Below are 23,117 nucleotides of genomic sequence, written 5' to 3' on the forward strand. Positions count from 1 at the left end.
AAAATTATAAGTACTTATCTCATTTTTTTGAATAAGATGATAATGGCGAAGGATAAGTTGGATGGGTTAGATCGTGAGGAGGGACACGAGATATGAGATTTTATACAATTAAACTACCTAGGTTTTTAGGTGGAATCGTACGTGCGATGCTAGGAGCTTTCAAAAAAAGCTGATAGAATACAATCTAGGTAGAGAGCACCTTTAAATAGGTGCTTTATTTATTTTTCATAAGGATATATTAAATTTCTTTGTTGACTTCCTCTCCAGGCACTAAGCGATCGCCTGCCGTCCGGAAGCCTCCTCGTCGCTATCGCTCCTGCGTGGTTTCCTTCGACTCGCCACAACAAAATAGCATTATCAGTTCTGAGCTTTAATACAGCTATTCATAGAAAAAGACATCCGAATTTGGATGTCCTTACACATTATTATACGCGTTCAACTTTACCAGAACGAAGTGCTCTTGTTGATACCCAAACACGTTTTGGTTTACCGTCTACAAGAATACGTACTTTTTGAAGGTTAGCACCCCATGTACGCTTGTTTGCATTCATTGCATGGGAACGTGCATTACCTGTAGTTGTTTTTCTACCAGTTACAACACATTTACGTGGCATATTGATTTCCCTCCTTAACACATAAGCTGAAGCTATTTTTCATGCTTTCATTTGCCATGTTAGATGACCATTTTGAATTAATGTCAAAAACAGATTGTCATTGTTTAGACATTAAAAGATACTTTAATAATTTATCATACAACCCTCTATATTGCAATAGCCGTGTTTCAAGAAAAAATCCTTGACATACACTATAGCTTGATAAGCTATAATAAAGAGGGGAAGTACGACTTTCAAAATGTTTGAGCTTATAGTAAAATATTTTTTATCCAATAAGCATTTTCAGGAGGGGGAATAATAATGTCCATCGAACTTAGAACAAAATTCGGACAAATTGATATCTCGAATGATGTTATTGCAACAATTGCTGGCGGTGCAGCTGTTGACTGTTATGGAATTGTAGGTATGGCCTCTAAAAATCAACTAAAGGATGGTCTAACTGATATTCTGCGTAAAGAAAACTTTACGAAAGGTGTCATTGTTAGACAAGAGAACGACGAAGTACATATCGATATGTATATAATTGTTGGTTATGGAACGAAAATTTCCGAGATTGCTCATAACGTGCAATCGAAAGTAAAATACACCTTAGATAAAACTGTTGGACTTGCCGTTGACTCGGTAAATATTTACGTTCAAGGGGTTCGTGTTACGAATCCGTAGGATGAGGAGGAAAGACTTGTGTCAATAAATGTATTAGATGGGAAACTATTTGCAGAAATGGTTATAAAGGGGGCTAACCATTTATCCTCCAATGCCAAATTTGTTGATTCATTGAATGTTTTCCCTGTTCCTGATGGTGATACAGGAACGAATATGAATTTATCCATGACTTCTGGTGCAAAGGAAGTTAAGAATAATGTGCAGGGACATATCGGGAAGGTTGGTTTAGCACTTTCGAAAGGTTTGCTTATGGGTGCGCGTGGGAACTCTGGAGTTATTTTATCACAGCTATTTCGCGGATTTTCAAAAGCGATTGAGCAGAAGGCTGAAATAAATAGCAAAGAATTCGCCGCAGCACTACAAAGTGGAGTTGAAACGGCCTATAAAGCGGTAATGAAACCTGTTGAAGGAACGATTTTAACAGTTGCTAAAGATTCGGCTAGAAGAGCTGTTCAAGTTGCTAAAAACGAAGACAATTTGATTGCTTTAATGGAAGAAGTACTGAAGGAAGCGAAAGCATCTCTTAACCGTACCCCTGATTTACTTCCAGTCCTCAAGGAAGTAGGAGTAGTGGATAGCGGTGGACAAGGGCTTGTTTTCGTATATGAAGGTTTCCTTTCAGAATTAAAAGGTGAAGCGCTTCCAGATTCTCCAACAGCATTTCCGAAAATGGAGGACCTAGTAAGTGCTGAGCATCATAAAAATGTACATAGCTTTATGAATACCGAGGATATTGAATTTGGTTATTGTACAGAGTTTATGGTGAAATTCGAAAGTACAAAGCTATTAAAAAATCCATTTTCTGAAGAAAGCTTCCGACAAGATTTAAGTAAATACGGCGATTCATTATTAGTCATTGCTGATGAGGAGCTTGTTAAGGTACATATTCATTCCGAGCAGCCTGGAGAATGCTTAACATATGGACAACGGTATGGAAGCTTAATCAATATGAAGATTGAAAATATGCGTCAGCAGCATTCAAACTTAGTTGATGGAACCGAAACGAAACTCGTTTCCGAAAATGAATCTAAACCCAAACAATTAAAGGAATATGGTATTGTTACTGTCTCAATGGGAAGCGGCATTGCTGATTTATTCCGCAGTATTGGCGCTCATGCAGTGATTGAAGGCGGCCAAACGATGAACCCAAGTACAGAAGACATTGTTAAGGCCATTCAGGAAGTTAACGCTAAAAAAGTGTTTATACTTCCTAATAATAAGAACATTATCATGGCTGCCCAGCAAGCGGCAGAAGTTTCCAATCAGGAAGTCATTGTAATTCCTTCCAAAACTGTTCCACAAGGGATGTCTGCATTGCTTGCTTTCAACCCGAGTGCAAATTTAGAACAGAATAAAGAAAATATGTCTACAGCACTTCAGCAGGTTAAAACAGGACAAGTTACCTTTGCTGTAAGAGATACGAGCATAGATGGCCTTGAAATTGAAAAAGACGACTTCATGGGAATTGCTGAAGGGAAAATAATTGTTAAAAACAAGGATAAAGTTCAATTAGCTAAAGATTTATTAGCAAAAATGATTGATGCTGATACTGAAATTTTAACAATTCTAAAAGGTGAAGATGCTTCTGAGGAAGATGTAGAAAACATTGTTCGCTTTATTGAAGAAGAATATGATGAGGTAGAAATTGAATTGCATAATGGAGAGCAGCCATTGTACGCATTCATTTTTGCAATTGAATAATAAGATAAACTTAAGTGCCAATACACTCGAGCTATACAATGTGAAAAATTAGAAGGGGAAACCCTTCTTTTTTGACTTATAGGATGTGAAGAACTTTGTCAATCCAAAAAAATCAATTTTGCATTGAGCCTATTACTTCTATCAAAGGAATAGGTGCTGAAACTGCAGAGGCTCTAGCAGAAATGAATATTTTAACAGTTAACGATTTACTTGAATATTTCCCATATCGCTATGAAGACTATCGCTTGAAGGATTTAGCAGAGGTAAAGAATGAGGAGAGGGTAACTGTTGAAGGAAAGGTGCACAGTGAGCCGTCTCTAGTCTATTATGGGAAGAAGCGTTCGAGATTAACATTAAGAGTGCTTGTCGGAAGATATCTAATTCAAGTCGTTTTGTTTAATCAGCCCTATATGAAAAGTAAAATCTCTATTAATGATACTGTATCTGTTACAGGGAAATGGGATCAGCATCGCCAGACGATTACAGCAAATGAAGTACATTTGGGCGCTCAATCTATTAGTAAAGATTTTGAACCAGTATATGCTGTGAAAGGGAAAATAACTGTAAAAGGTTTAAGACGATTTATTAATCTTGCATTTTCACAATTCGGATCGAATATTGAAGAAATCTTGCCAGAATATTTTTTAGTGAAATATAAACTAATGAATAGATTGTCAGCACTTCGTATTATGCATTTTCCTACTGATCAGAACGAACTTAAGCAGGCAAGAAGAAGATTTGTATATGAAGAGTTCTTTTATTTTCAATTAAAAATGCAAGCATTAAGAAAGATTGAGAGAGAGCAATCAAAAGGTATCATTCAAGCTTATCAGCTTGAGAAAATAAAGGCATTCCTTCACTCTTTGCCTTTTTCATTAACAAATGCACAAAAACGAGTTGTAAATGAAATTCTCACCGATATGAAATCACCATTTAGGATGAACCGTCTTTTACAGGGGGATGTCGGCTCAGGAAAAACAGCAGTTGCAGCGATTGCCCTTTATGCAAGCTGTACAGCAGGCTATCAAGGAGCTTTAATGGTGCCGACAGAAATATTGGCGGAACAGCATGCTGAATCATTGAAATTATTGCTAGAACCCTTTCAAATAAAATGTGAACTTTTAACAAGCTCGGTAAAGGGGAAAAGCAGAAGAGAAATTTTACAGCTGCTAAAGGCTGGGGAAATTGATATATTAATTGGGACTCACGCATTAATACAGGATGAGGTAGAGTTTCATCACTTGGGACTGGTTATTACTGATGAACAGCATCGTTTCGGTGTTGAACAACGCAGGGTCCTTAGAGAAAAAGGAGAAAGCCCTGATGTATTATTTATGACTGCAACGCCAATTCCTCGAACATTAGCTATTACTGTTTTTGGTGAGATGGATGTCTCGATCATTGATGAAATGCCCGCAGGAAGAAAATTAATAGAAACATATTGGGCGAAACCGAATATGCTAGATCGGGTCCTTGGCTTTATTGAAAAGGAACTAAGAGCCGGTCATCAAGCCTATGTCATTTGTCCGCTTATAGAGGAATCTGATAAATTGGATGTTCAGAATGCCATTGATGTACATAGTCAATTAACTCACTATTTTTTTGATCGCTATCAAATTGGTTTAATGCATGGCAGATTGCATCCGGATGAAAAAGAATCAGTTATGAAGGCGTTTAGTAGAAATGAAATTCAAGTCCTTGTTTCTACAACAGTTGTAGAGGTTGGGGTAAATGTTCCGAATGCTACAATGATGGTCATTTATGATGCTGAACGATTTGGACTTGCCCAACTTCACCAGCTAAGGGGGAGAGTTGGACGTGGAAGCGATCAATCGTATTGTATTCTTCTCGCTGATCCGAAGTCTGAAGTTGGAAAAGAAAGAATGAAAATTATGACTGAGACAAACGACGGATTTCTACTAAGTGAAAAGGATCTTGAGCTAAGGGGACCTGGTGATTTCTTTGGAAAAAAACAAAGCGGCTTGCCAGAATTCAAGGTAGCGGACATGGTTCATGATTATCGTGCATTAGAGACCGCAAGAAATGATGCAGCTCAACTTATTCAAACAAATGAATTTTGGAGCGCGCCTGAATACATGACATTAAGAAATTATTTAAAGGAATCAGGTGTATTAGAAGGAGAAAAACTTGATTAGAACTTTAAAGGGAAAATGGTTTAGCTCTAACGCATTATCAGTGCGATAGAGCTTTTCTTTTTCAAGCTCATGAACAAGGCGTCTCCACTTTTCATTGTCTAGTTCCGGCGCCTAGGGGCTCGCCGACTAAGATCGCAACGTCCTGTTGCAACGTCGGCACTAGAACGTCCTGTACGTCGGAGGTCATAAGCCAATCCGTCATGAAGGTAAAATACAACCTTCATGCCGTCTCGTCTTATGCTTGTCGCCCCTGAACAAGGCGCCTGCGCTTTTCATTGTCTAGCTCCGACGACTAACCCCCTCGAGGTCATAAGCCAGTCCGCCAAGAAGGTTAAAGTACAACCTTCTCGTCGGCCTGTCTTATGCTTGTCGGGGGTGGACAAGTCGTCTGCGCTTTTCTACTTGCAATCTGTTTTTTTTGATTATATACTACTATTAGTACCTAGTCTTAATATCTCGGACGGTGTGATCAATGAGAATAAATAAAAAGGAAAGGCAAGCATTATTAACATCAACAATAAAGGAAAATCCTTTTATTACAGATGAAGAGCTTGCAGAGAAGTTTTCAGTTAGTGTGCAAACGATTCGGTTGGACAGACTTGAATTATCCATTCCTGAATTACGTGAACGGATCAAGCATGTAGCTGAAAAACGGTTTGAGGATGAAGTGCGTTCCTTGCCAATTGATGAAGTAATTGGTGAGATCATTGATATTGAACTTGATAGAACAGCGATTTCAATTTTAGATATTATAGAAGAGCATGTATTTAAGCGAAACAATATTGCCAGAGGACATCACTTATTTGCACAAGCGAATTCGCTTGCGGTAGCATTAATAAATGATGAACTCGCATTAACGGCGAAAGCAAATATTCAATTTACTCGATCGGTAAAGAGAAATGAACGTGTAATCGCAAAAGCAAAAGTTGTAAGTATCGACTCCGATAATGGTAGAACCATCGTTGAAGTTTCTAGCTTTGTAAACAATGAATTAGTTTTTAAAGGTGAATTCGATATGTATCGATCTCACAATAATTCAATAAAGGATGAAAATCAACATGAAGATAGCAATTGATGCAATGGGAGGCGACCATGCTCCTAAAGAAATCGTTTTAGGAGCGATGAAAGCTGTTGCAGAATTTAAGGATATTCAAATTACCCTTGTTGGTGATGAAGGCAAAATTAAAGAGTATTTAACTAATGATGATCGAATTAATATTGTACATACAGAAGAAGTTATTTTGCCAACGGATGAGCCAGTTAGGGCTGTTCGTAGGAAAAAGAATTCTTCTATGGTTCTTGCCGCACAACTTGTTACGGATGGTCAAGCGGATGCCTGTATTTCAGCTGGAAATACAGGAGCCTTAATGGCAACAGGTCTTTTTGTAGTTGGACGAATTGAAGGAATAGAGCGTCCTGCCTTATCCCCAACATTGCCAACAATTGGCGGGGAAGGCTTTTTACTCCTTGATGTAGGTGCAAACGTAGATGCTAAGCCTGATCATTTATTGCAATATGCTATTATGGGCTCGATTTATTCTGAAAAAGTACGAGGTATTAAAAACCCAAGAGTAGGTCTTCTTAATATTGGTACTGAAGAGAAAAAGGGAAATGAGCTTGCTAAAAATACTTTCGAATTACTGCAAAAGGCAAATTTGAACTTTATAGGTAATGTAGAGGCACGTGATTTGCTTGAGGGGGCTGCTGATGTAGTCGTGACTGATGGATTTACTGGAAATATGGTATTAAAAACAATTGAAGGAACGGCCATGTCTGTTTTTAAAATGTTGAAATCCGCCTTAACAGGCAGCTTTAAAAGTAAAGTAGCTGCAGCGGTACTTAAGCCCGATTTAGTACAGTTAAAATCGAAAATGGATTACTCAGAATATGGTGGAGCAGGATTATTTGGTTTAAAAGCTCCAGTTATTAAAGCGCATGGTTCTTCTGATGCAAACGCATTATTTAGTGCAGTAAGGCAGACGCGCAATATGATTGAACATAATGTTTCACATACGATAAAAGAGGCCGTAGAAAATGCTAGTGTAAACTAGATGATTGGTTTTTTTGAACGAAGAAGGAGGAGTGCAAATGGGTAAAATTGCTTTTTTATTCCCTGGTCAGGGCTCTCAAATTGTTGGGATGGGGAAAACGCTGGCAGAAGCAGATAAAAATGTAAAATCCTTTTTTGAAAAGGCAGATGAGAGACTAAATTTCTCACTTTCAAAGTTAATTTTTGAAGGGCCACAGGAAGAATTGACATTAACGACGAATGCACAGCCGGCATTACTTACGACTAGCATTGCTATTTTGGAGTTTTTTAAGCAATCCAATATTAAGCCAGATTATGTAGCAGGACATAGTCTTGGAGAATATACAGCTCTCGTGGCCGCAGGTGCCTTTTCTTTTGAAGATGGTGTTTACGCTGTTAGAAAAAGAGGCGAATTTATGGAAGAAGCTGTTCCGAATGGGGTAGGGACTATGGCAGCGGTACTAGGATTGGGACGCGACGAGCTTCAGTCTGTTACAGATGAGGTCACAAAAGAAGGAAATCCAGTCCAATTAGCAAACTTAAATTGCCCTGGCCAAATTGTCATATCTGGATCAAAATTAGGAGTAGAAAACGCTTCTGTTAAAGCAAAGGAAGCTGGTGCTAAGAGAGTTATGCCCCTTGTTGTAAGTGGTCCTTTCCATTCTCAGCTAATGCAACCAGCTGCAGAAAAATTTAAAAACGTACTTAATGAAATGGAAATAAATAATGCAGAAATACCAGTTATTGCTAACGTTTCAGCGGATGAAATGACCTCTGCAAATGATATTAAGGAAAAATTAATCGCCCAGCTTTACTCACCAGTCTTATGGGAAGATTCTGTACAAAAGATGATTTCCTTAGGGGTAGATACGTTCATAGAAATAGGACCAGGTAAGGTTTTAACAGGTCTAGTTAAGAAGATTGATAAAACTGTACGAACATATTCTGTTTCAGATTATGAGACATGTATGGCCGTAATTGAGTCCTTAAAGGAGGAAATACAATGAAGCTTGAGGGGAAAATAGCTCTTATTACAGGTGCTTCTCGAGGCATTGGCAGGGAAATCGCCCTTGAATTAGCAAGACAAGGTGCTGACGTTGTAGTCAATTATTCCGGAAGTGAAGAAAGAGCCAATCATGTAGTTGCTGAAATTAAGGAAATGGGACGAAACGCTATCGCTGTGCAATGTGATGTATCGAATAGTGATTCTGTAGCCACTATGGTTAAGGAAACGATCGATACATTTGGTAAGCTTGATATTCTTGTAAATAATGCAGGGATAACGAAAGATAATCTTCTTATGAGAATGAAGGAAGATGAATGGGATGATGTCATAAATATTAATCTTAAAGGTGTCTTCCTATGTACAAAAGCAGTAACTAGACAAATGATGAAGCAAAGAAGCGGACGTATTATTAATATTTCATCGATTGTAGGTGTAAGCGGAAATCCAGGGCAAGCTAATTATGTTGCAGCTAAGTCTGGAGTCATTGGGTTGACGAAAACATCTGCTAAGGAACTCTCATCACGTGGAATAACTGTTAATGCTGTTGCACCGGGATTTATTACAACAGATATGACAGATAAGCTTAATGAGGAAGTAAAGGAGCAGATGTTGAAGCAAATTCCATTGTCACGATTTGGTGAGCCTGCTGATATCGCGAATGTCGTTGTGTTTCTTGCATCTGATGATAGCCGATATATGACAGGGCAAACACTTCATGTAGATGGCGGCATGGTCATGTAAGCTAAAGAGGTGTGTGCGGATAGAGAAATCGACGAGTTACCAGTTCTATCATATTCATTTTTCACCTAATAAAGATGAGGTTTTAAAATAGTTTAATAAAAATTATTAATAAGAACATTTATTAATGATCAAAAATAATTTATAATATCTTGAGGGGAGGTGAACAAGAATGGCAGAAGTATTAGAACGCGTAACAAAGATTATCGTTGACCGTCTTGGTGTTGAAGAGTCTGAAGTTACTTTAGAAGCATCATTCAAAGATGATCTTGGCGCTGATTCCCTTGATGTAGTAGAACTAGTTATGGAATTAGAAGATGAGTTTGATATGGAGATTTCTGATGATGACGCTGAAAAGATTGCTACAGTTGGTGACGCTGTTAATTACATACAAGCGAAGCAATAATCCATCAGATACTATTAAACCAAACTTTTTCAGTGAGGGTTATACCCTCACTGTATATGATTGTTAACGTATTTCTTGTCCGTTATTACTTGATAGGAATTAGGTGGTGACGGACAGTAAATACGTATTAAATTTAAGCTCCGTTCAAAAACGGGGCTTTCTTCTGCTTTATCGCAGATTAACGGGAGTAAGACCCCCACTTCAAGTTTGCGAGAGAATCAAAGAAGCCTAAGTGGGGGATCGACTGCCCGTAAAGGCCCATAAAATGAACACAGACTAAAAGCGCCACATCGTGTGGCAACGTCTGCCTGACCCACTTCCTGTGGGCCGCAACTAACCATCAGTGGGGATGAACGCAGACTAAAGACACGACGTCCTGTCGTAACGTCTGCACTAGCACATCCTGTGCTTCGGAAAACTCCCACTGATGGAAGTTTCACTATATTGCATATTTAATTTTTTTTAAGTAAACTCGAATTCGAGTAACACACATATTTTTTGGGTTTAGCACAATTACTTTTAAAAGGTGAGGAAAATGCACAGTATAAGTAAAGACAAGGATAAGAAGATAATGCGTTCAATAGATAAGCAATTTAAGGACTTTCAGAAAAAGCTCGGCATTGAATTTAAAAATGAAAAGCTATTAAAGCAAGCATTTACTCACTCATCTTATGTGAATGAGCATCGTAGAAAACCAAATGAAGATAATGAAAGACTTGAATTCTTAGGAGATGCCGTACTCGAATTAACTGTTTCAAAATTTCTTTTCATAAAATACCCAATGATGAGTGAAGGAGAATTAACAAAATTAAGAGCTGCAGTTGTCTGTGAGCCTTCTTTAGTTTCTTTTGCCCATGAATTATCGTTCGGAAATCTAGTTTTGCTTGGAAAGGGAGAAGAGATGACAGGTGGAAGGGAAAGGCCTGCCTTGCTTGCAGATGTTTTTGAATCGTTTATTGGTGCTCTTTACTTAGATAAAGGGCTCGATACAGTTATTGAATTTCTTGAAAAGATCGTTTTTCCTAAAATTGATTCAGGAGCTTTTTCACATGTCATGGATTTTAAAAGCCAACTTCAGGAATTAGTCCAACGTGATGGAGCTGGGGTAATTGAATATAAAATTTTACAGGAAAAGGGTCCTGCCCATAATCGGGAATTTGTTTCAAGAGTGTCAATGAATGGAAAAGAGCTGGGGATAGGTACAGGACGCTCAAAAAAGGAAGCAGAGCAGCATGCGGCTCAATTGGCTCTCGAGATTTTAAAAAGCCATTTGTAAGTAAAATGTTGTCGAATAGATATAAAACACTCTTAGATTAGGGGGAGCAGCGGTTGTTTTTAAAACGGTTGGATGTTGTTGGATTTAAATCGTTTGCCGAAAGAATATTGGTTGATTTTGTGCCTGGTGTTACTGCTGTTGTAGGTCCAAATGGTAGTGGAAAAAGCAATATTACAGATGCCATCCGCTGGGTATTAGGAGAGCAGTCAGCTAAATCATTACGAGGCGCAAAAATGGAGGATATTATTTTTTCTGGAAGTGACTCGCGGAAGTCGTTGAACTATGCAGAGGTAACGCTCACTTTAGATAATGAGGATCAAGGTCTGCCCATTGATTATAACGAGGTTAGTGTAACGCGCCGCGTATATCGATCAGGCGAAAGTGAATTTTTAATAAATAAACAGTCCTGCAGACTTAAAGATATTGTAGATTTATTTATGGATTCTGGTTTAGGCAGGGAAGCCTTTTCAATCATAAGCCAAGGAAGAGTTGAAGAGATTCTTAATAGTAAAGCAGAAGAGCGGAGAACGATCTTTGAAGAAGCAGCAGGTGTTCTTAAATATAAGACAAGGAAGAAAAAGGCAGAAAGTAAGCTGACGGAAACGCAAGAAAATTTAAATCGAGTGAATGATATTGTATATGAACTTGAAAGTCAGGTCGAGCCTTTAAAAATTCAAGCTTCAATTGCAAAGGATTATTTAGAACAAAAGGAAGAACTTGAAAAAATCGAAGTAGCTGTAACTGTATATGAAATTGAGGATTTGCATTTAAAATGGGAGCAGTTATCACAAGACCTTGAGAATAATAAAGAAAAAGAAATAAAGCTTTCTGCAAGTCTTCATAATAAGGAAGCAAAAATTGAAGAATTAAGAGACCAAGCATCAGCTTTAGATGAATCAATAAATGATTTGCAAAATGTATTGCTGCATGCAAGTGAAGAGCTTGAAAAGCTAGAAGGCAGAAAAGAAGTCTTAAAGGAAAGAAAGAAAAACGCTGCACAAAATAAGGGGCAGCTTCAAAAAAATTTAGAAGAATACAAAGAAAAAAAGATTGAATTAAATGCTCAAAAGGATCATCAGTATTTGATTCAAAAGCAGTTAGAGGAAGAGGCTAATCAGCTTAAAAACGAGCTAAAGGAAAAACAAGATCAACTTAATCTTTTTAATATAAATACAGAAGAAAAGATTGAATCGCTTAAAAGTGATTATATTGAAGTATTAAATAAACAAGCTGCCTCTAAAAATGAACTTCAAAATATTGATCAACAGCTTAATCAGTTAGAAATGAGAAGCGGGAAGCTCGAGCAAGAAAATGATAATTTTATTCGTAATCGGAAAAGTATTATTGAACGGAAGCAAAAGATAGAATCACTTCTTTTAACCGCTCAAAAAGAGTTAGATGATCAAGTAACATTATTTCGCGATGATCAGAGAAGGCTAGAATCAGCAAAGGAAAACTATCAAAAGCAAGAAAAGACATTATACCAAGCTTATCAATACTTGCAAAAGGCAAAATCTAGACAAGAAATGCTTGAGGAAATGGAAGATGACTTTTCAGGATTTTTTCAAGGAGTTAAAGAGGTATTAAAGGCTCGCGGAGATAATCTTCAAGGAATTGAAGGTGCAGTTGCTGAATTAATTCAAGTTCCAAAGGAATTTGAAACAGCAATTGAAACGGCGTTAGGCGGTGCTATGCAGCATATTATTGTTGGAACTGAGCATGACGCGCGAAATGCCATTCAATATTTAAAAAAGAACTCATACGGACGGGCTACATTCCTTCCGTTAAATGTAATAAAAGGCAAGAGTCTAAGCACTAGTCAGCTCCAATCAATTCAACAGCATCCTTCTTTTGTCGGTGAAGCAGCAAAATTAATTCAATATGGCTACAAGTATAAGGGATCAATGGAAAACTTACTAGGTAATGTTGTCATTGCTAAGGATTTAAAGGGTGCAAATGAATTAGCAAAGCTACTGCAATATCGTGTACGACTTGTTACTATTGATGGAGATGTTGTGAATCCAGGAGGTTCAATGACAGGAGGAGCTCTAAAACAAAAGAATTCTTCCATTTTAAGCAGAAAAGGTGAGCTTGAAGAATTAAAAGTAAGAATAGTGGATATGGAATCAAAAACCTCTAGCTTGGAAACCCAAGTTAAATTGCTCAAGGAAGATATTAAGACGTTAGAAGCTGCGATTGATGAGCATAGAAAAAAGGGAGAAGAGCTAAGGTTAAAGGAACAGGCGGTAAAAGGCGATCTTCGCGAAGTAGAATTTGAAGAAAAAAGTATGAATGAGCGGTTATCTCTGTATGATATAGATAAAGCTCAATTTTCGGAAGATAGAGAAAAACTATTATTAAGAAAATCAGAGCTATCAGCTTTACTTTCGGATTATCAGCTGCAAATCAATGAATTTGATAAAAATATTACGATGCTAACTGATCAAAAAAACATTCAACAAACTTCAAAAGAAAGTCTTTTATCAGCTATAAATGAGCTTAAAGTTATTTTTGCTTCGAAAAGTGAGCAGTTTAATCATGCGAAAGACAAATACGAAGCAATTGTTGTAGAATTGACAAGTATAAATGAAAAGTTAACAGTAATAGAAGAGGATTTAGAGCTCTTATCATCTGAAATGACAAATAATTTTTCTGGCGAGCAGATGCTAGAGGATGCGGCGAATAAAAAGCTTCAAGATAAAACAGTAACATTAAGCTTAATCTCTTCAAGAAGAGAAGAGCGCATGAAGCTTCAAACATCATTAGAAGATTTAGAGGTTGAAGCAAAGGAACTAAAGCGTCAGCACAAAGGAATGATTGAAGCATTAAAGGATGAAGAAGTTAAACTAAATCGACTTGATGTTGAGCTAGAAAATCGGTTAAACCATTTGAGAGAAGTGTATTTGCTTTCCTATGAAGCTGCAAAAGAAGAATATCCATTAATGATCCATGTAGATGAAGCAAGGAAAAAGGTAAAACTCATTAAGCTTGCCATTGAAGAGCTCGGAACAGTAAACCTTGGTGCTATTGAGGAATATGAACGTGTATCAGAAAGATATGAATTCCTGCTTGAGCAAAAAAATGATTTACAAGAAGCAAAGGATACGCTATTTCAGGTTATTGATGAAATGGATACCGAAATGAAGAAAAGATTTCAGCACACTTTTGAGGGAGTTCGCTTTCACTTTGAGTCTGTTTTTCAATCATTATTTGGTGGAGGGAGAGCGGATTTAAAGCTAACCGATCCCGAAGATTTATTGAACACAGGTGTAGACATTGTTGCGCAGCCTCCAGGGAAGAAACTTCAAAATTTAGGACTTTTATCAGGTGGTGAGAGGGCTTTGACAGCTATTGCTCTCCTATTTTCCATTTTGAAAGTACGACCTGTGCCTTTCTGTATTCTAGATGAGGTTGAAGCGGCTCTTGATGAAGCAAATGTTTCTCGTTTTAGCCAATACTTGAAGAGATATAGTTCTGAAACTCAATTTATCGTTATTACCCATCGAAAAGGAACGATGGAGGAAGCCGATGTATTGTATGGGGTGACAATGCAAGAATCTGGTGTTTCTAAAATGGTCTCAGTTCGTTTAGAAGAAACAAAAGAGCTTGTGACTCAATAATCCTAATAGGTATAAACGAAATCAACATTTCAAAAATAAAGGGAGCTGGCAGTTTTACTGTTAGCTTCTGATACATAAAGATTGAATATGTAGGAAGTGAAGAGATGAGCTTTTTTAAAAAATTAAAAGAAAAAATTACGAAACAGTCTGATAGTGTAACTGAAAAATTTAAAGAAGGTCTAGCAAAGACGAGAGACAATTTCTCTAATAAAGTAAATGATTTAGTTGCTAGATACCGTAAAGTGGATGAGGATTTCTTCGAAGAGTTGGAGGAAATCTTAATTCAAGCGGATGTTGGTTTTGATACAGTAATGAAGCTAGTGGAAGAGTTAAAGCTTGAGGTAAAAAAGAAAAATATCCAAGATCCACATGAAGTGCAAAGTGTGATTTCAGAAAAGCTTGTAGAAATCTATCAAGCTGGAGGAAAGTCATCTTCTGAACTGAATATTCAATCAGATTCTTTGACAGTTATTCTGTTTGTGGGGGTTAATGGAGTAGGAAAAACGACAACGATCGGAAAGCTTGCCCATAAATTCAAAAGTGAAGGCAAGAATGTGCTAATGGCAGCGGGAGATACATTTCGAGCGGGAGCGATTGAACAGCTTGAGGTTTGGGGAGAAAGAGTCGGAGTGGATGTTATCAAACAAGGTGCTGGGTCAGATCCTGCAGCTGTCATGTTCGACGCGATTCAAGCAGCAAAATCCAGAAAAGCTGATATATTAATATGTGATACAGCCGGACGCTTGCAAAATAAAGTCAATCTAATGAAGGAGCTTGAAAAGGTAAAGAGGGTTATTGAACGAGAAGTGCCAGGAGCCCCACATGAAGTCCTGCTTGTACTTGATGCCACAACTGGGCAAAATGCGATGATTCAAGCAAAAACCTTTAAGGAAGCTACAGATGTTAGTGGCATTGTGTTAACAAAGCTTGATGGAACAGCAAAAGGAGGTATTGTGCTGGCCATTAGGAATGAATTGGATATTCCTGTTAAATTTATTGGACTTGGAGAAAAAATGGATGATCTGCAGGAGTTTGATGCAGAGCAATACGTCTATGGACTCTTTGCAGATCTAGTTGAAAAAGAAGAAGATTAAGCAAAAATATAAAAACAGCTGAAAAATTAATTTTTTCGGCTGTTTTTTATATTTAATGAAGGGTTTTTTATTTCTAGAACGTCTAAATATATGATAACTTATATCTATTTCTATAAAAGCTTAATAAATTCCAAAACTTTTTCCAATTCATTTCGTCTATTAACATGGAAATTATTTGCCGGGAGGAGATTTAGATGCACAAAATTAGTAGGTTTGTCATCATCCTAATTTTAAGTTTAATCTTATCGATTAACTTGTTCCTCCCCATTGCTAAAGCAGATGGGGAGAACATTAACATCACACTTGAGGAAGGTTTTAATGGAAAGATTAAGATGGGAAAAGGATTCCCTCTGACGATTAAGCTTGATAACAGCGGAGAGGCATTTAGCGGGAATCTATTAATCAATTTTAATCCGTCATGGAACACTGGTGGTGCTATTTCAATAAAAGTTGATCTGCCTGCCAATAATTCAAAAACTTATCAAATCTCAATGCCGGGATTAACGGAGGATCATCCCTATTCATATCAGAATATTCCAACTGTTCAGCTTTATAAAGGGGACTGGAGAAAAGGGAAAACGGTTAAATTTAAAGGCGAAGATAAGATAAAGCCGAAATATATAGATATGAATGAGAATGTTATTGGTGTGTTAAGCGAAAACTTTGACCGTTTAAAAGAGCTAAGAATTCTACCTAATACACAGGTGCAATTGATTGAGCTGAAAAAAGAAGAGCTACCGAAGCAAACTTTAGGTCTCGAAATGCTAGATTATTTGCTTATTGATGAATATGCAATATCTCAATTAGACGAAGAACAGCAATTGGCAATAAAGGAATGGATTGAAGCAGGGGGAGTTCTAGTTGCGGGTGCATCGCCTAATGGCAGTCAATCATATGGGCAATTATACTCTTTGCTGCCAATGAAAATGGAGGAAGAGGTTTCAGTTTCTGCGGACTTTCTGCTAACTAAAGATAATGGGAAGAAACCTGAGTTCAGTGAATTAAAAATATTTACTGGTCCATTGAATGAAGATGCTATTATAGTTGATAAAAACGGCAATATTCCAACAACAGTAAAGAAAAACTTCGGAGAAGGCATGATTTTACAAACCGGCTTTTCCATTGGAGATGAGCCTCTCTCATCATGGAAGGGCTATAGCACATGGTTTGCAAATTTTATTAACGAGGCAGAAGTATCGAAGCTTAACAGTATGAAGTATGGTCCTGATTTTTATGGTTCACTTTATTGGGAGTTTGTCGAGACAAATGAATTTTTTCCTGCGAGTAACTTTTCAATCGGACAGCTCATTGGTTTATTAGGCGGATACATTATCATAATTGTTCCTGTGCTATATTTTGTCCTAAAGAAACTGGATAAGCGGGAGCATTCATGGTGGATTATCCCTTCATTATCGATTATTATGGCTGCAATTGTGTTTGGTATCGGAGCAAAAGACCGGATTTCGAAGCCGCAGCTCAATCAATTAGGTGTCTATATGGCTGAAGATCAGCACTTAACTGGGCTGCAAGCATCAACACTATTATCGAATAAAAGTGGTCAATATACACTTTCAATTCCAAAAGGTCAATTCAATGCCGTGACTAGTACACAGAATATGAGAAGCCTTGACCAAATGAGCGGAGCAATTTATGAGGAAAAGCGTAAAAACACTGACATCGTGTTCCCAGAAGTCGGATACTGGTCGTCTAAAACTATTTACGGGAAGGCTCATCAGAAAGTGGATGGTGGGTTTGTTTCAGATCTTAAACTAAAGAATAGCCAATTGACTGGAACGATCCAAAATGGTTTTGACTATGATTTTGAGGAAGTCTTTATTTGGTCAGGCAAAGAAAAAATAAAGCTCGGGAAATTAAAGAAAGGTGAGAAAATTCAGGTTAATAAAAAAATTAATCTCTCACTGCTTACAAAGCCTTATGCATCTGGAGGACCAAACTTTTCCTATCAAAATACAGATATTGACAAAATGAAGCGTGAACGTTTAGAGTATGTTGCTTCAAATTTTATTTTTAATAGCAATAAAGAAAATGAGCCAATAATTGGCGGCTTTACTAAAGATGCAATTGTAGACGTAAAAATGTTAGGTAAAAAGGAAAAACAGGATAATACAAATCTAATTCTCGAATCATTTAATGCAGAGCAAGAATTTTCTGGTGAATTTACTCTTAAAAATGAAATGCTTAGTACAAATATTAATGTGATAAGTGGACGTATTGCTGAAAATATGATCAATGGATCCAATCGGGAAATCATGATTGAAGATGGAGAATATGAATATATTGTCCTGTTGCCAAAGCAATTAGTAGAAAATCCGACGAAGTTAAATGAACTGACGATCAAGACGAATAATCAATTCATTCAATACTCAGTTTTTAACAGTGTGACTGGAGAATGGCTTTCTATTGATACGGATAAACCTAGTTTCACAATGAATGAAACAAATCATATTCAACAATTTGTAACAAAAGAAGGAGAAATTAAGATTAAGCTAATAAAAAATGCTAAGGGTGATCCTTATGTTCAATTACCGAATATCACAATAAAGGGGGAAGTGACACCGTGATTGAAATTATTGATTTATCAAAACGATACGGAAATTTTACAGCACTTAATTCTTTAAATCTGCAAATTGAAAAGGGAAGTGTATTTGGGTTTGTTGGTCAGAACGGTGCAGGAAAATCCACCACCTTTTCAATTTTGGCTACCTTGCTGGCACCAACTTCTGGGACAGCCTATATTAATGGTTATAATATCCAAAAGGAGCCAAAAATGGTTAGACGTCAGCTTGGCTATATGCCTGATTTCTTTGGCGTTTATGATCAGTTAAAGGCAATTGAATATTTACATTTTTATGGTGCGAGTTACGGAATCCCTTTAGCAGAAAGGGAAAAACTTATTCCACAATTACTGGATCTCGTCAATTTGGCGCATAAAAAGGATTCTTATGTGGATTTACTTTCGAGAGGTATGAAGCAGCGCTTATGCCTTGCAAGAAGCTTAATACATGATCCAGAAGTTCTAATCCTTGATGAACCTGCTTCAGGCTTGGATCCGAGAGCTCGTGTAGAAATGAGGGAAATATTAAAGGAATTAAAGAATATGGGGAAAACAATTTTGATTTCGTCGCATATTTTGCCAGAACTTGCGGAAATGTGCGACACAATTGGCATTATTGATCAAGGTAAGCTCGTTGCTGAAGGATCAGTAACAGAAATCCAAGCACAGTTAAAAGGTGAAAGGCTAATAATTGTTAAAACATATAGAGATATCGAAAAGGGCGTTTCCTTCTTTGAAGATGATCCGAATGTATCAAAATTAAAAATAGGAGATGAAGAACAAACACTAAGGTTTGTTTATAAGGGCTCAGATCAAGAACAATCAGTATTACTTAAAAAAGCTATAATAAATGACATTGCTATTACAAGCTTTTCTGAAATTGAAACCGATCTGGAAGATGTCTTTATGGAAATTACAAAGGGGGTAGAGCTATCGTGAAAAATTTTGTCATCAATCCTGTTTTGAATAAGGAGTTTAAGCTTCGCTTCCGTTCTTTTAAAAGCTTCCTCGGCATTCTCTTTTATTTGCTTGCTCTGGGGCTCATAATTGTCGGTTTCGTTTTTATTGAGTCATTATCAAACACAACAGGATTTTTTAAGCCAGACCAAAGTCGAACGATATTTATTATGCTTTCCTTTCTCCAGCTGGCATTAATCTTATTTATTACACCGGGATTAACAGCTGGTGTCATTAGCAGTGAGCGTGAAAGGCAGACATTGAATATTCTGCTGACAACAACACAAAGCTCAGCAAGCATTGTTCTAAGCAAGCTAATTTCATCTTTATCCTACTTACTATTATTGATTGTTGCGAGTTTACCGCTTTATAGCTTTGTCTTTTTATTTGGCGGGATTTCTCCTGGCCAAGTATTGATAACGATTTCTTTTTATATGTTTACAATGCTTGTTTTTGGAAGCTTAGGCGTGCTTTTCTCAACACTCATTAGGAAAACGATTGTATCGATGGTAACGACATATGGGGTGACATTGTTTTTAGCGGGGGGGACAGCTTTTTTAACCATTATTTTTATGCAGTTTGCTAATCGATATGGATATTCAGCCACTCCTTCAACAAACCCGCTTCCGTATTTTACAGCTATGCTTAACCCGGCTATTATCCTTTTCAGTACTTTTGAGCCGGATTTTATTAGGGAATTAACAACGAATACGGGAATAAAATTTCCGTTATGGATTTCATATTTAATATCCTACACAGTCATTTTTATAGCAGCAATTCTACTAAGCATAAAAAAGTTGCGACCGAACATGAAAAAAGGGTAAGGGAATGAAACAAATGGAGGATCGCCACCAATTTGAAAAGCTGATAAAACCCATTCAGAGACAGCTCCTTTTCCAGCTGATTTTTAAGGAGATGCAGCTCTTGCTAATATTTGCAGGAGTAACTTCCTTTTTATTACTTTTAATCGCTCGGATTCTGGTCATTCCTTTTCTAAAATATTATTTCATATTGCTGATTATTGTTTTGTTGGCTATTTTTATCATACGTATTTGGAAAAACCTTCCGAATATGCAGAATGCAGTTTCTATTTACAATCAGTTTGTACCAGATGACAGAGTTGTTACAGCTTTTAATTTCCTTAAAACAGATAGTATTGTGGCTGAATTGCAGCTCGCAGATGCAGTAAAAAATATGAAAAAATCACAAGATATCGTTCGAAAAAGAAAGAAAAAATATTTATATCCTAAATGGCTGCTTATTTTTCTTGTCCTCACATCAGGAGCTGTGCTTCTATTTTTTTCACCAAATGAAAAAATAAATTTAGCAAAAAAGCAAGAAAAGGAAATAAAGCTTGTTGCGGAAACTGAAAAAAAACTTAAGGAAGAAATAAAAAAAGAAAAAGATCCAAATGTAAAAAAAGCATTAAAGGATGCACTGGAAAAAGTTGCAGAACAGAAGTCGGCTGAAGAAGCTCTAAAAGAGCTAGCGAAACAGAAAAAAGAGCTGGAATTAAAGGCTTTAAAGGAAAAAGAAAAACAATTGGCTTTAGAAAATTGGAAGCAAGAATTGAAAAATAATGGATTAACCGATCTGGAAAAAATGCTGAATCAGAAAAACTTGGCTGCTATTGAAAAAGAGCTAGCTAAATTAAATGAAAAATGGAATGAGTTAAATGAAGAACAAAAGAATGCCTTCAAACAATTGGCGGAAAATGAAGGACAATTAACGGAGGAAGAACTTGAAAAATTAATGGATCAGATTGAAAATGCCCTTGAATCTGAAGAATTCCTAGCGCAGCTTGCAGCAGCTCAGCAAGCTCTGCGAAATGTAGGATTAGCCATGCAAAATCAGATGGCTGCAAACGGATTACCGCCCGGCCAGCTTGCCTTTACTCCCCCTGGTCAATCTAGTCAACAAGGATCAGGTGCAAGCGGGCAGCAAGGTGCAAGTAATAGCAATGGACAGCAGCAAGGACAAAATAATCAAAATCCAAATAAAGGAAACGGGAACAACTCAGGTAATGGAAACGGAAATGGAAATGGAACAGGAGCTGGAAGCGGTAGCGGATCAGGTTCAGGTTCAGGAAATGGCCAAGGATTAGGAGGTTCCGCAGCTGGTAAGGGTCAAGGTTCACGGGAACTATTAACCATTCCTAATCATTTAGAAGGCCAAACAAATATAGAAACAGATCAAGGCCATCTAGGGGAAGGAAATTCTGCTGAGCAATCAGAAGGAACAGGACCAGTTCTTAAAGGAACGATTAGGCCATATAGTGAGGTTTTTGGAACATACGAAAAAGCATATAGACAAAGTACGGATCGCTATAAGCTGCCGTCAGATTTAGAAGAGATCGTAAAAAATTATTTTACCAATATAGATCCTAACAAGGAGTGACATATATGTCAGCAACAACAGAAAAGGAACAGCAATTTATAACTGCTTCAGACACGATATCAAAAGTTAAAAAAGAAATTCAGTCTTTTATCGTCGGCCAACACGAAGTCATTGATCAAGTATTATGGAGCATTTTAGCTGGAGGGCATGTGCTATTGGAAGGTTTGCCGGGACTAGGAAAAACAATGTTAATAAAAACGATTTCTGAATGTCTCGATTTGAAATTTTCACGAATCCAGTTTACACCAGATATTATGCCTTCAGATATTACTGGAACAATGCTATTACAACCAGATGAGGCTGGAAGACAGAATTTTGTTTTTCACAAAGGTCCATTGTTTGCCAATATTATATTAGCGGATGAAATAAACAGGGCTACTCCAAAAACACAAAGTGCTCTTCTGGAGGCAATGGGTGAAAAAACGGTTACAATCATGGGCGAAACAAAATCGATGGAAAACCCATTTTTTGTATTAGCTACCCAAAACCCAATTGATATGGAAGGAACCTATCCGCTTCCAGAGGCGCAAACAGATCGTTTTATCTGTAAAGTTCATGTACATTACCCAACAAAAGAGGAATTAAGAGAAATTGTGTTTAGAACTACAGGTCCACAATCTATACAATTAGAAAAAATGGCATCCCTTCAGGATGTTATAGCACTGCAAAGGCTTGCAAAAGAAATCTTGGTTTCAGATGATATCATTGATTTTGCAGTGAGTCTTATTTCAGCTACACATCCGGATTCTGAGGAAGCTCCAGATATCGTAAAGCAGTATGTTCAATATGGAAGCGGACCTCGTGGTCTTCAAAGCCTAATTGGAATGGCTAAGGCGAGAGCTCTTACAGTAGGAAGATATCATATTTCTATTGGTGATATAAAACATGTGGCTAAACCAGTATTAAGGCATCGTCTCATCTTAAACTTCGAAGGAGAGGCTAATGGAATAACTGCAGATAAAATTATTGATCAACTTCTTAGTGAACCTGAACGAGGAGCAAAAGGGTAATGAACAACCAGCAGGCTTTAATAGGTAAACTACAGAAAAAGAGACTGATGGTCAAAACAAAAAAGAGAGGATTTCATAAAGGGTCTAGGCAGTCGAGCAGGTTTGGCTCCTCACTAGAATTCTCGGATTTTAGGACGTATCAACCTGGAGACGATGTACGGCAAATTGATTGGAACGTATATGGAAGAACACAAAAGCATTATATTAAAAGGTTTTTAGATGAGCAGGAATTATCTATCGCCATATACCTTGATGCTACATCTTCTATGAGAAAAATTGAATCAAAATGGAATCTAGCAAAACTACTAGCTGCTGCTTTTAGCTACATCATATTAAATAGTGAAGATCGATTGTTTTTTTCAGCCGTTTCTTCAGCAGGTGTACAGCCTGTAAAAAGGAAAGGCTCAATCTATAGCAGGAAAACCTTTTTGGAAATTCTCCAATTGGATGAAGCAGAGCGGGCTGGAGAATTTATAAAACATTTAAAGAGAACAATTGTAAAGAAACAGCAGCTTTCCATTATTATAACGGATGGATTGGAGCATCTAGACGAAATTGAAAATCTTCTCAAAAAATTGGCTGCTTTAAAACAAGAGATTTGGTTTATTCAAGTGTTAAGTACAGAAGAATTATCTCCCCGTTTTTCAGGGGATATGAAATTAGTTGATAGTGAGACAGAAGCTATTGTGAATGTTAGTATGAGCCCGACAATAATAGCAGAATATGAGAAACGTATCCAGGAGCATAATCGAAAATTAGAAATGATCTGCAGGCGATTTGGTGGACACTACTTGTTTGCATGTGATAATCGAGATGTTCAATCAATATTATTTCATGATTTTTCCGGAAAAGGGTTAATCAATTGAGGTGAGCCT

19 protein-coding genes are annotated in these 23,117 nt (G+C 37.2%); 18 read left to right on the forward strand and 1 reads right to left on the reverse strand.

Annotated features, from left to right (window positions below):
* The first annotated feature begins 92 nt into the window (after positions 1–92).
* Positions 93–173: a stage V sporulation protein SpoVM gene (spoVM, locus tag KHA94_RS02975; protein WP_057769763.1), complete on the forward strand. Its 81-nt coding sequence runs from the start codon at positions 93–95 to the stop codon at positions 171–173.
* 252 nt (positions 174–425) lie between these two features.
* Here spoVM and rpmB read toward each other — a convergent pair whose 3' ends face one another.
* Positions 426–614 (reverse strand): 50S ribosomal protein L28, encoded by a 189-nt coding sequence (gene rpmB, locus KHA94_RS02980; protein WP_057769765.1) that lies wholly within the window; start codon positions 612–614, stop codon positions 426–428.
* A gap of 300 nt (positions 615–914) precedes the next feature.
* On the opposite strand from rpmB, the gene KHA94_RS02985 reads away from it, so the two are divergent.
* The 17 genes from KHA94_RS02985 (at position 915) to KHA94_RS03065 (ending at position 23,108) form a co-directional block, all read left to right on the forward strand.
* Positions 915–1,277, forward strand: a complete 363-nt coding sequence (locus KHA94_RS02985; protein WP_213100651.1) for an Asp23/Gls24 family envelope stress response protein — start codon at positions 915–917, stop codon at positions 1,275–1,277.
* Positions 1,278–1,295: 18 nt separating this feature from the next.
* Entirely contained in the window at positions 1,296–2,978 is a 1,683-nt protein-coding gene (locus tag KHA94_RS02990; RefSeq protein ID WP_213100652.1) for a DAK2 domain-containing protein, read from the forward strand.
* A gap of 122 nt (positions 2,979–3,100) precedes the next feature.
* Positions 3,101–5,134, forward strand: a complete 2,034-nt coding sequence (gene recG / locus KHA94_RS02995) for an ATP-dependent DNA helicase RecG (RefSeq protein WP_420828141.1) — start codon at positions 3,101–3,103, stop codon at positions 5,132–5,134.
* Between the two features lie 472 nt (positions 5,135–5,606).
* Positions 5,607–6,209, forward strand: coding sequence for a transcription factor FapR (fapR, locus tag KHA94_RS03000; RefSeq protein ID WP_213100653.1), 603 nt, complete (start codon positions 5,607–5,609; stop codon positions 6,207–6,209).
* On the forward strand, positions 6,193–7,185 hold the full coding sequence (gene plsX, locus KHA94_RS03005) for a phosphate acyltransferase PlsX (protein ID WP_213100654.1): 993 nt from the start codon (positions 6,193–6,195) through the stop codon (positions 7,183–7,185). The genes fapR and plsX overlap by 17 nt, the downstream gene beginning before the upstream one ends.
* Positions 7,186–7,222: 37 nt before the next feature.
* On the forward strand, positions 7,223–8,170 hold the full coding sequence (gene fabD / locus KHA94_RS03010; RefSeq protein ID WP_213100655.1) for an ACP S-malonyltransferase: 948 nt from the start codon (positions 7,223–7,225) through the stop codon (positions 8,168–8,170).
* The gene (gene fabG / locus KHA94_RS03015; protein WP_213100656.1) at positions 8,167–8,910 is read left to right on the forward strand and encodes a 3-oxoacyl-[acyl-carrier-protein] reductase; all 744 of its coding nucleotides are present in this window, start codon (positions 8,167–8,169) and stop codon (positions 8,908–8,910) included. The genes fabD and fabG overlap by 4 nt, the downstream gene beginning before the upstream one ends.
* 169 nt (positions 8,911–9,079) lie before the next feature.
* Positions 9,080–9,313 (forward strand): acyl carrier protein, encoded by a 234-nt coding sequence (locus tag KHA94_RS03020; RefSeq protein ID WP_213100657.1) that lies wholly within the window; start codon positions 9,080–9,082, stop codon positions 9,311–9,313.
* A gap of 535 nt (positions 9,314–9,848) precedes the next feature.
* Positions 9,849–10,589, forward strand: a complete 741-nt coding sequence (rnc, locus tag KHA94_RS03025; RefSeq protein ID WP_213100658.1) for a ribonuclease III — start codon at positions 9,849–9,851, stop codon at positions 10,587–10,589.
* 53 nt (positions 10,590–10,642) lie between these two features.
* Positions 10,643–14,209 (forward strand): chromosome segregation protein SMC, encoded by a 3,567-nt coding sequence (smc, locus tag KHA94_RS03030; protein ID WP_213100659.1) that lies wholly within the window; start codon positions 10,643–10,645, stop codon positions 14,207–14,209.
* Between the two features lie 104 nt (positions 14,210–14,313).
* Positions 14,314–15,303, forward strand: coding sequence for a signal recognition particle-docking protein FtsY (gene ftsY, locus KHA94_RS03035; protein ID WP_213100660.1), 990 nt, complete (start codon positions 14,314–14,316; stop codon positions 15,301–15,303).
* 194 nt (positions 15,304–15,497) lie between these two features.
* Positions 15,498–17,885: a hypothetical protein gene (locus KHA94_RS03040; protein ID WP_213100661.1), complete on the forward strand. Its 2,388-nt coding sequence runs from the start codon at positions 15,498–15,500 to the stop codon at positions 17,883–17,885.
* The gene (locus tag KHA94_RS03045) at positions 17,882–18,817 is read left to right on the forward strand and encodes an ABC transporter ATP-binding protein (protein WP_213100662.1); all 936 of its coding nucleotides are present in this window, start codon (positions 17,882–17,884) and stop codon (positions 18,815–18,817) included. Before KHA94_RS03040 ends, KHA94_RS03045 begins: the two co-directional genes overlap by 4 nt.
* Positions 18,814–19,659 (forward strand): ABC transporter permease, encoded by an 846-nt coding sequence (locus KHA94_RS03050; protein WP_213100663.1) that lies wholly within the window; start codon positions 18,814–18,816, stop codon positions 19,657–19,659. The genes KHA94_RS03045 and KHA94_RS03050 overlap by 4 nt, the downstream gene beginning before the upstream one ends.
* Before the next feature lie 4 nt (positions 19,660–19,663).
* Complete coding sequence (locus KHA94_RS03055) at positions 19,664–21,232, forward strand: AAA family ATPase (RefSeq protein WP_213100664.1); 1,569 nt, start codon at positions 19,664–19,666, stop codon at positions 21,230–21,232.
* Between the two features lie 5 nt (positions 21,233–21,237).
* Positions 21,238–22,242, forward strand: coding sequence for an AAA family ATPase (locus tag KHA94_RS03060; RefSeq protein WP_213100665.1), 1,005 nt, complete (start codon positions 21,238–21,240; stop codon positions 22,240–22,242).
* Positions 22,242–23,108 (forward strand): DUF58 domain-containing protein, encoded by an 867-nt coding sequence (locus tag KHA94_RS03065; RefSeq protein ID WP_213100666.1) that lies wholly within the window; start codon positions 22,242–22,244, stop codon positions 23,106–23,108. The genes KHA94_RS03060 and KHA94_RS03065 overlap by 1 nt, the downstream gene beginning before the upstream one ends.
* Positions 23,109–23,117: the final 9 nt, after the last annotated feature.

Source organism: Cytobacillus citreus (genome assembly GCF_018343665.1).
Taxonomy (GTDB): Bacteria; Bacillota; Bacilli; order Bacillales; family Cytobacillaceae; genus Cytobacillus; species Cytobacillus citreus.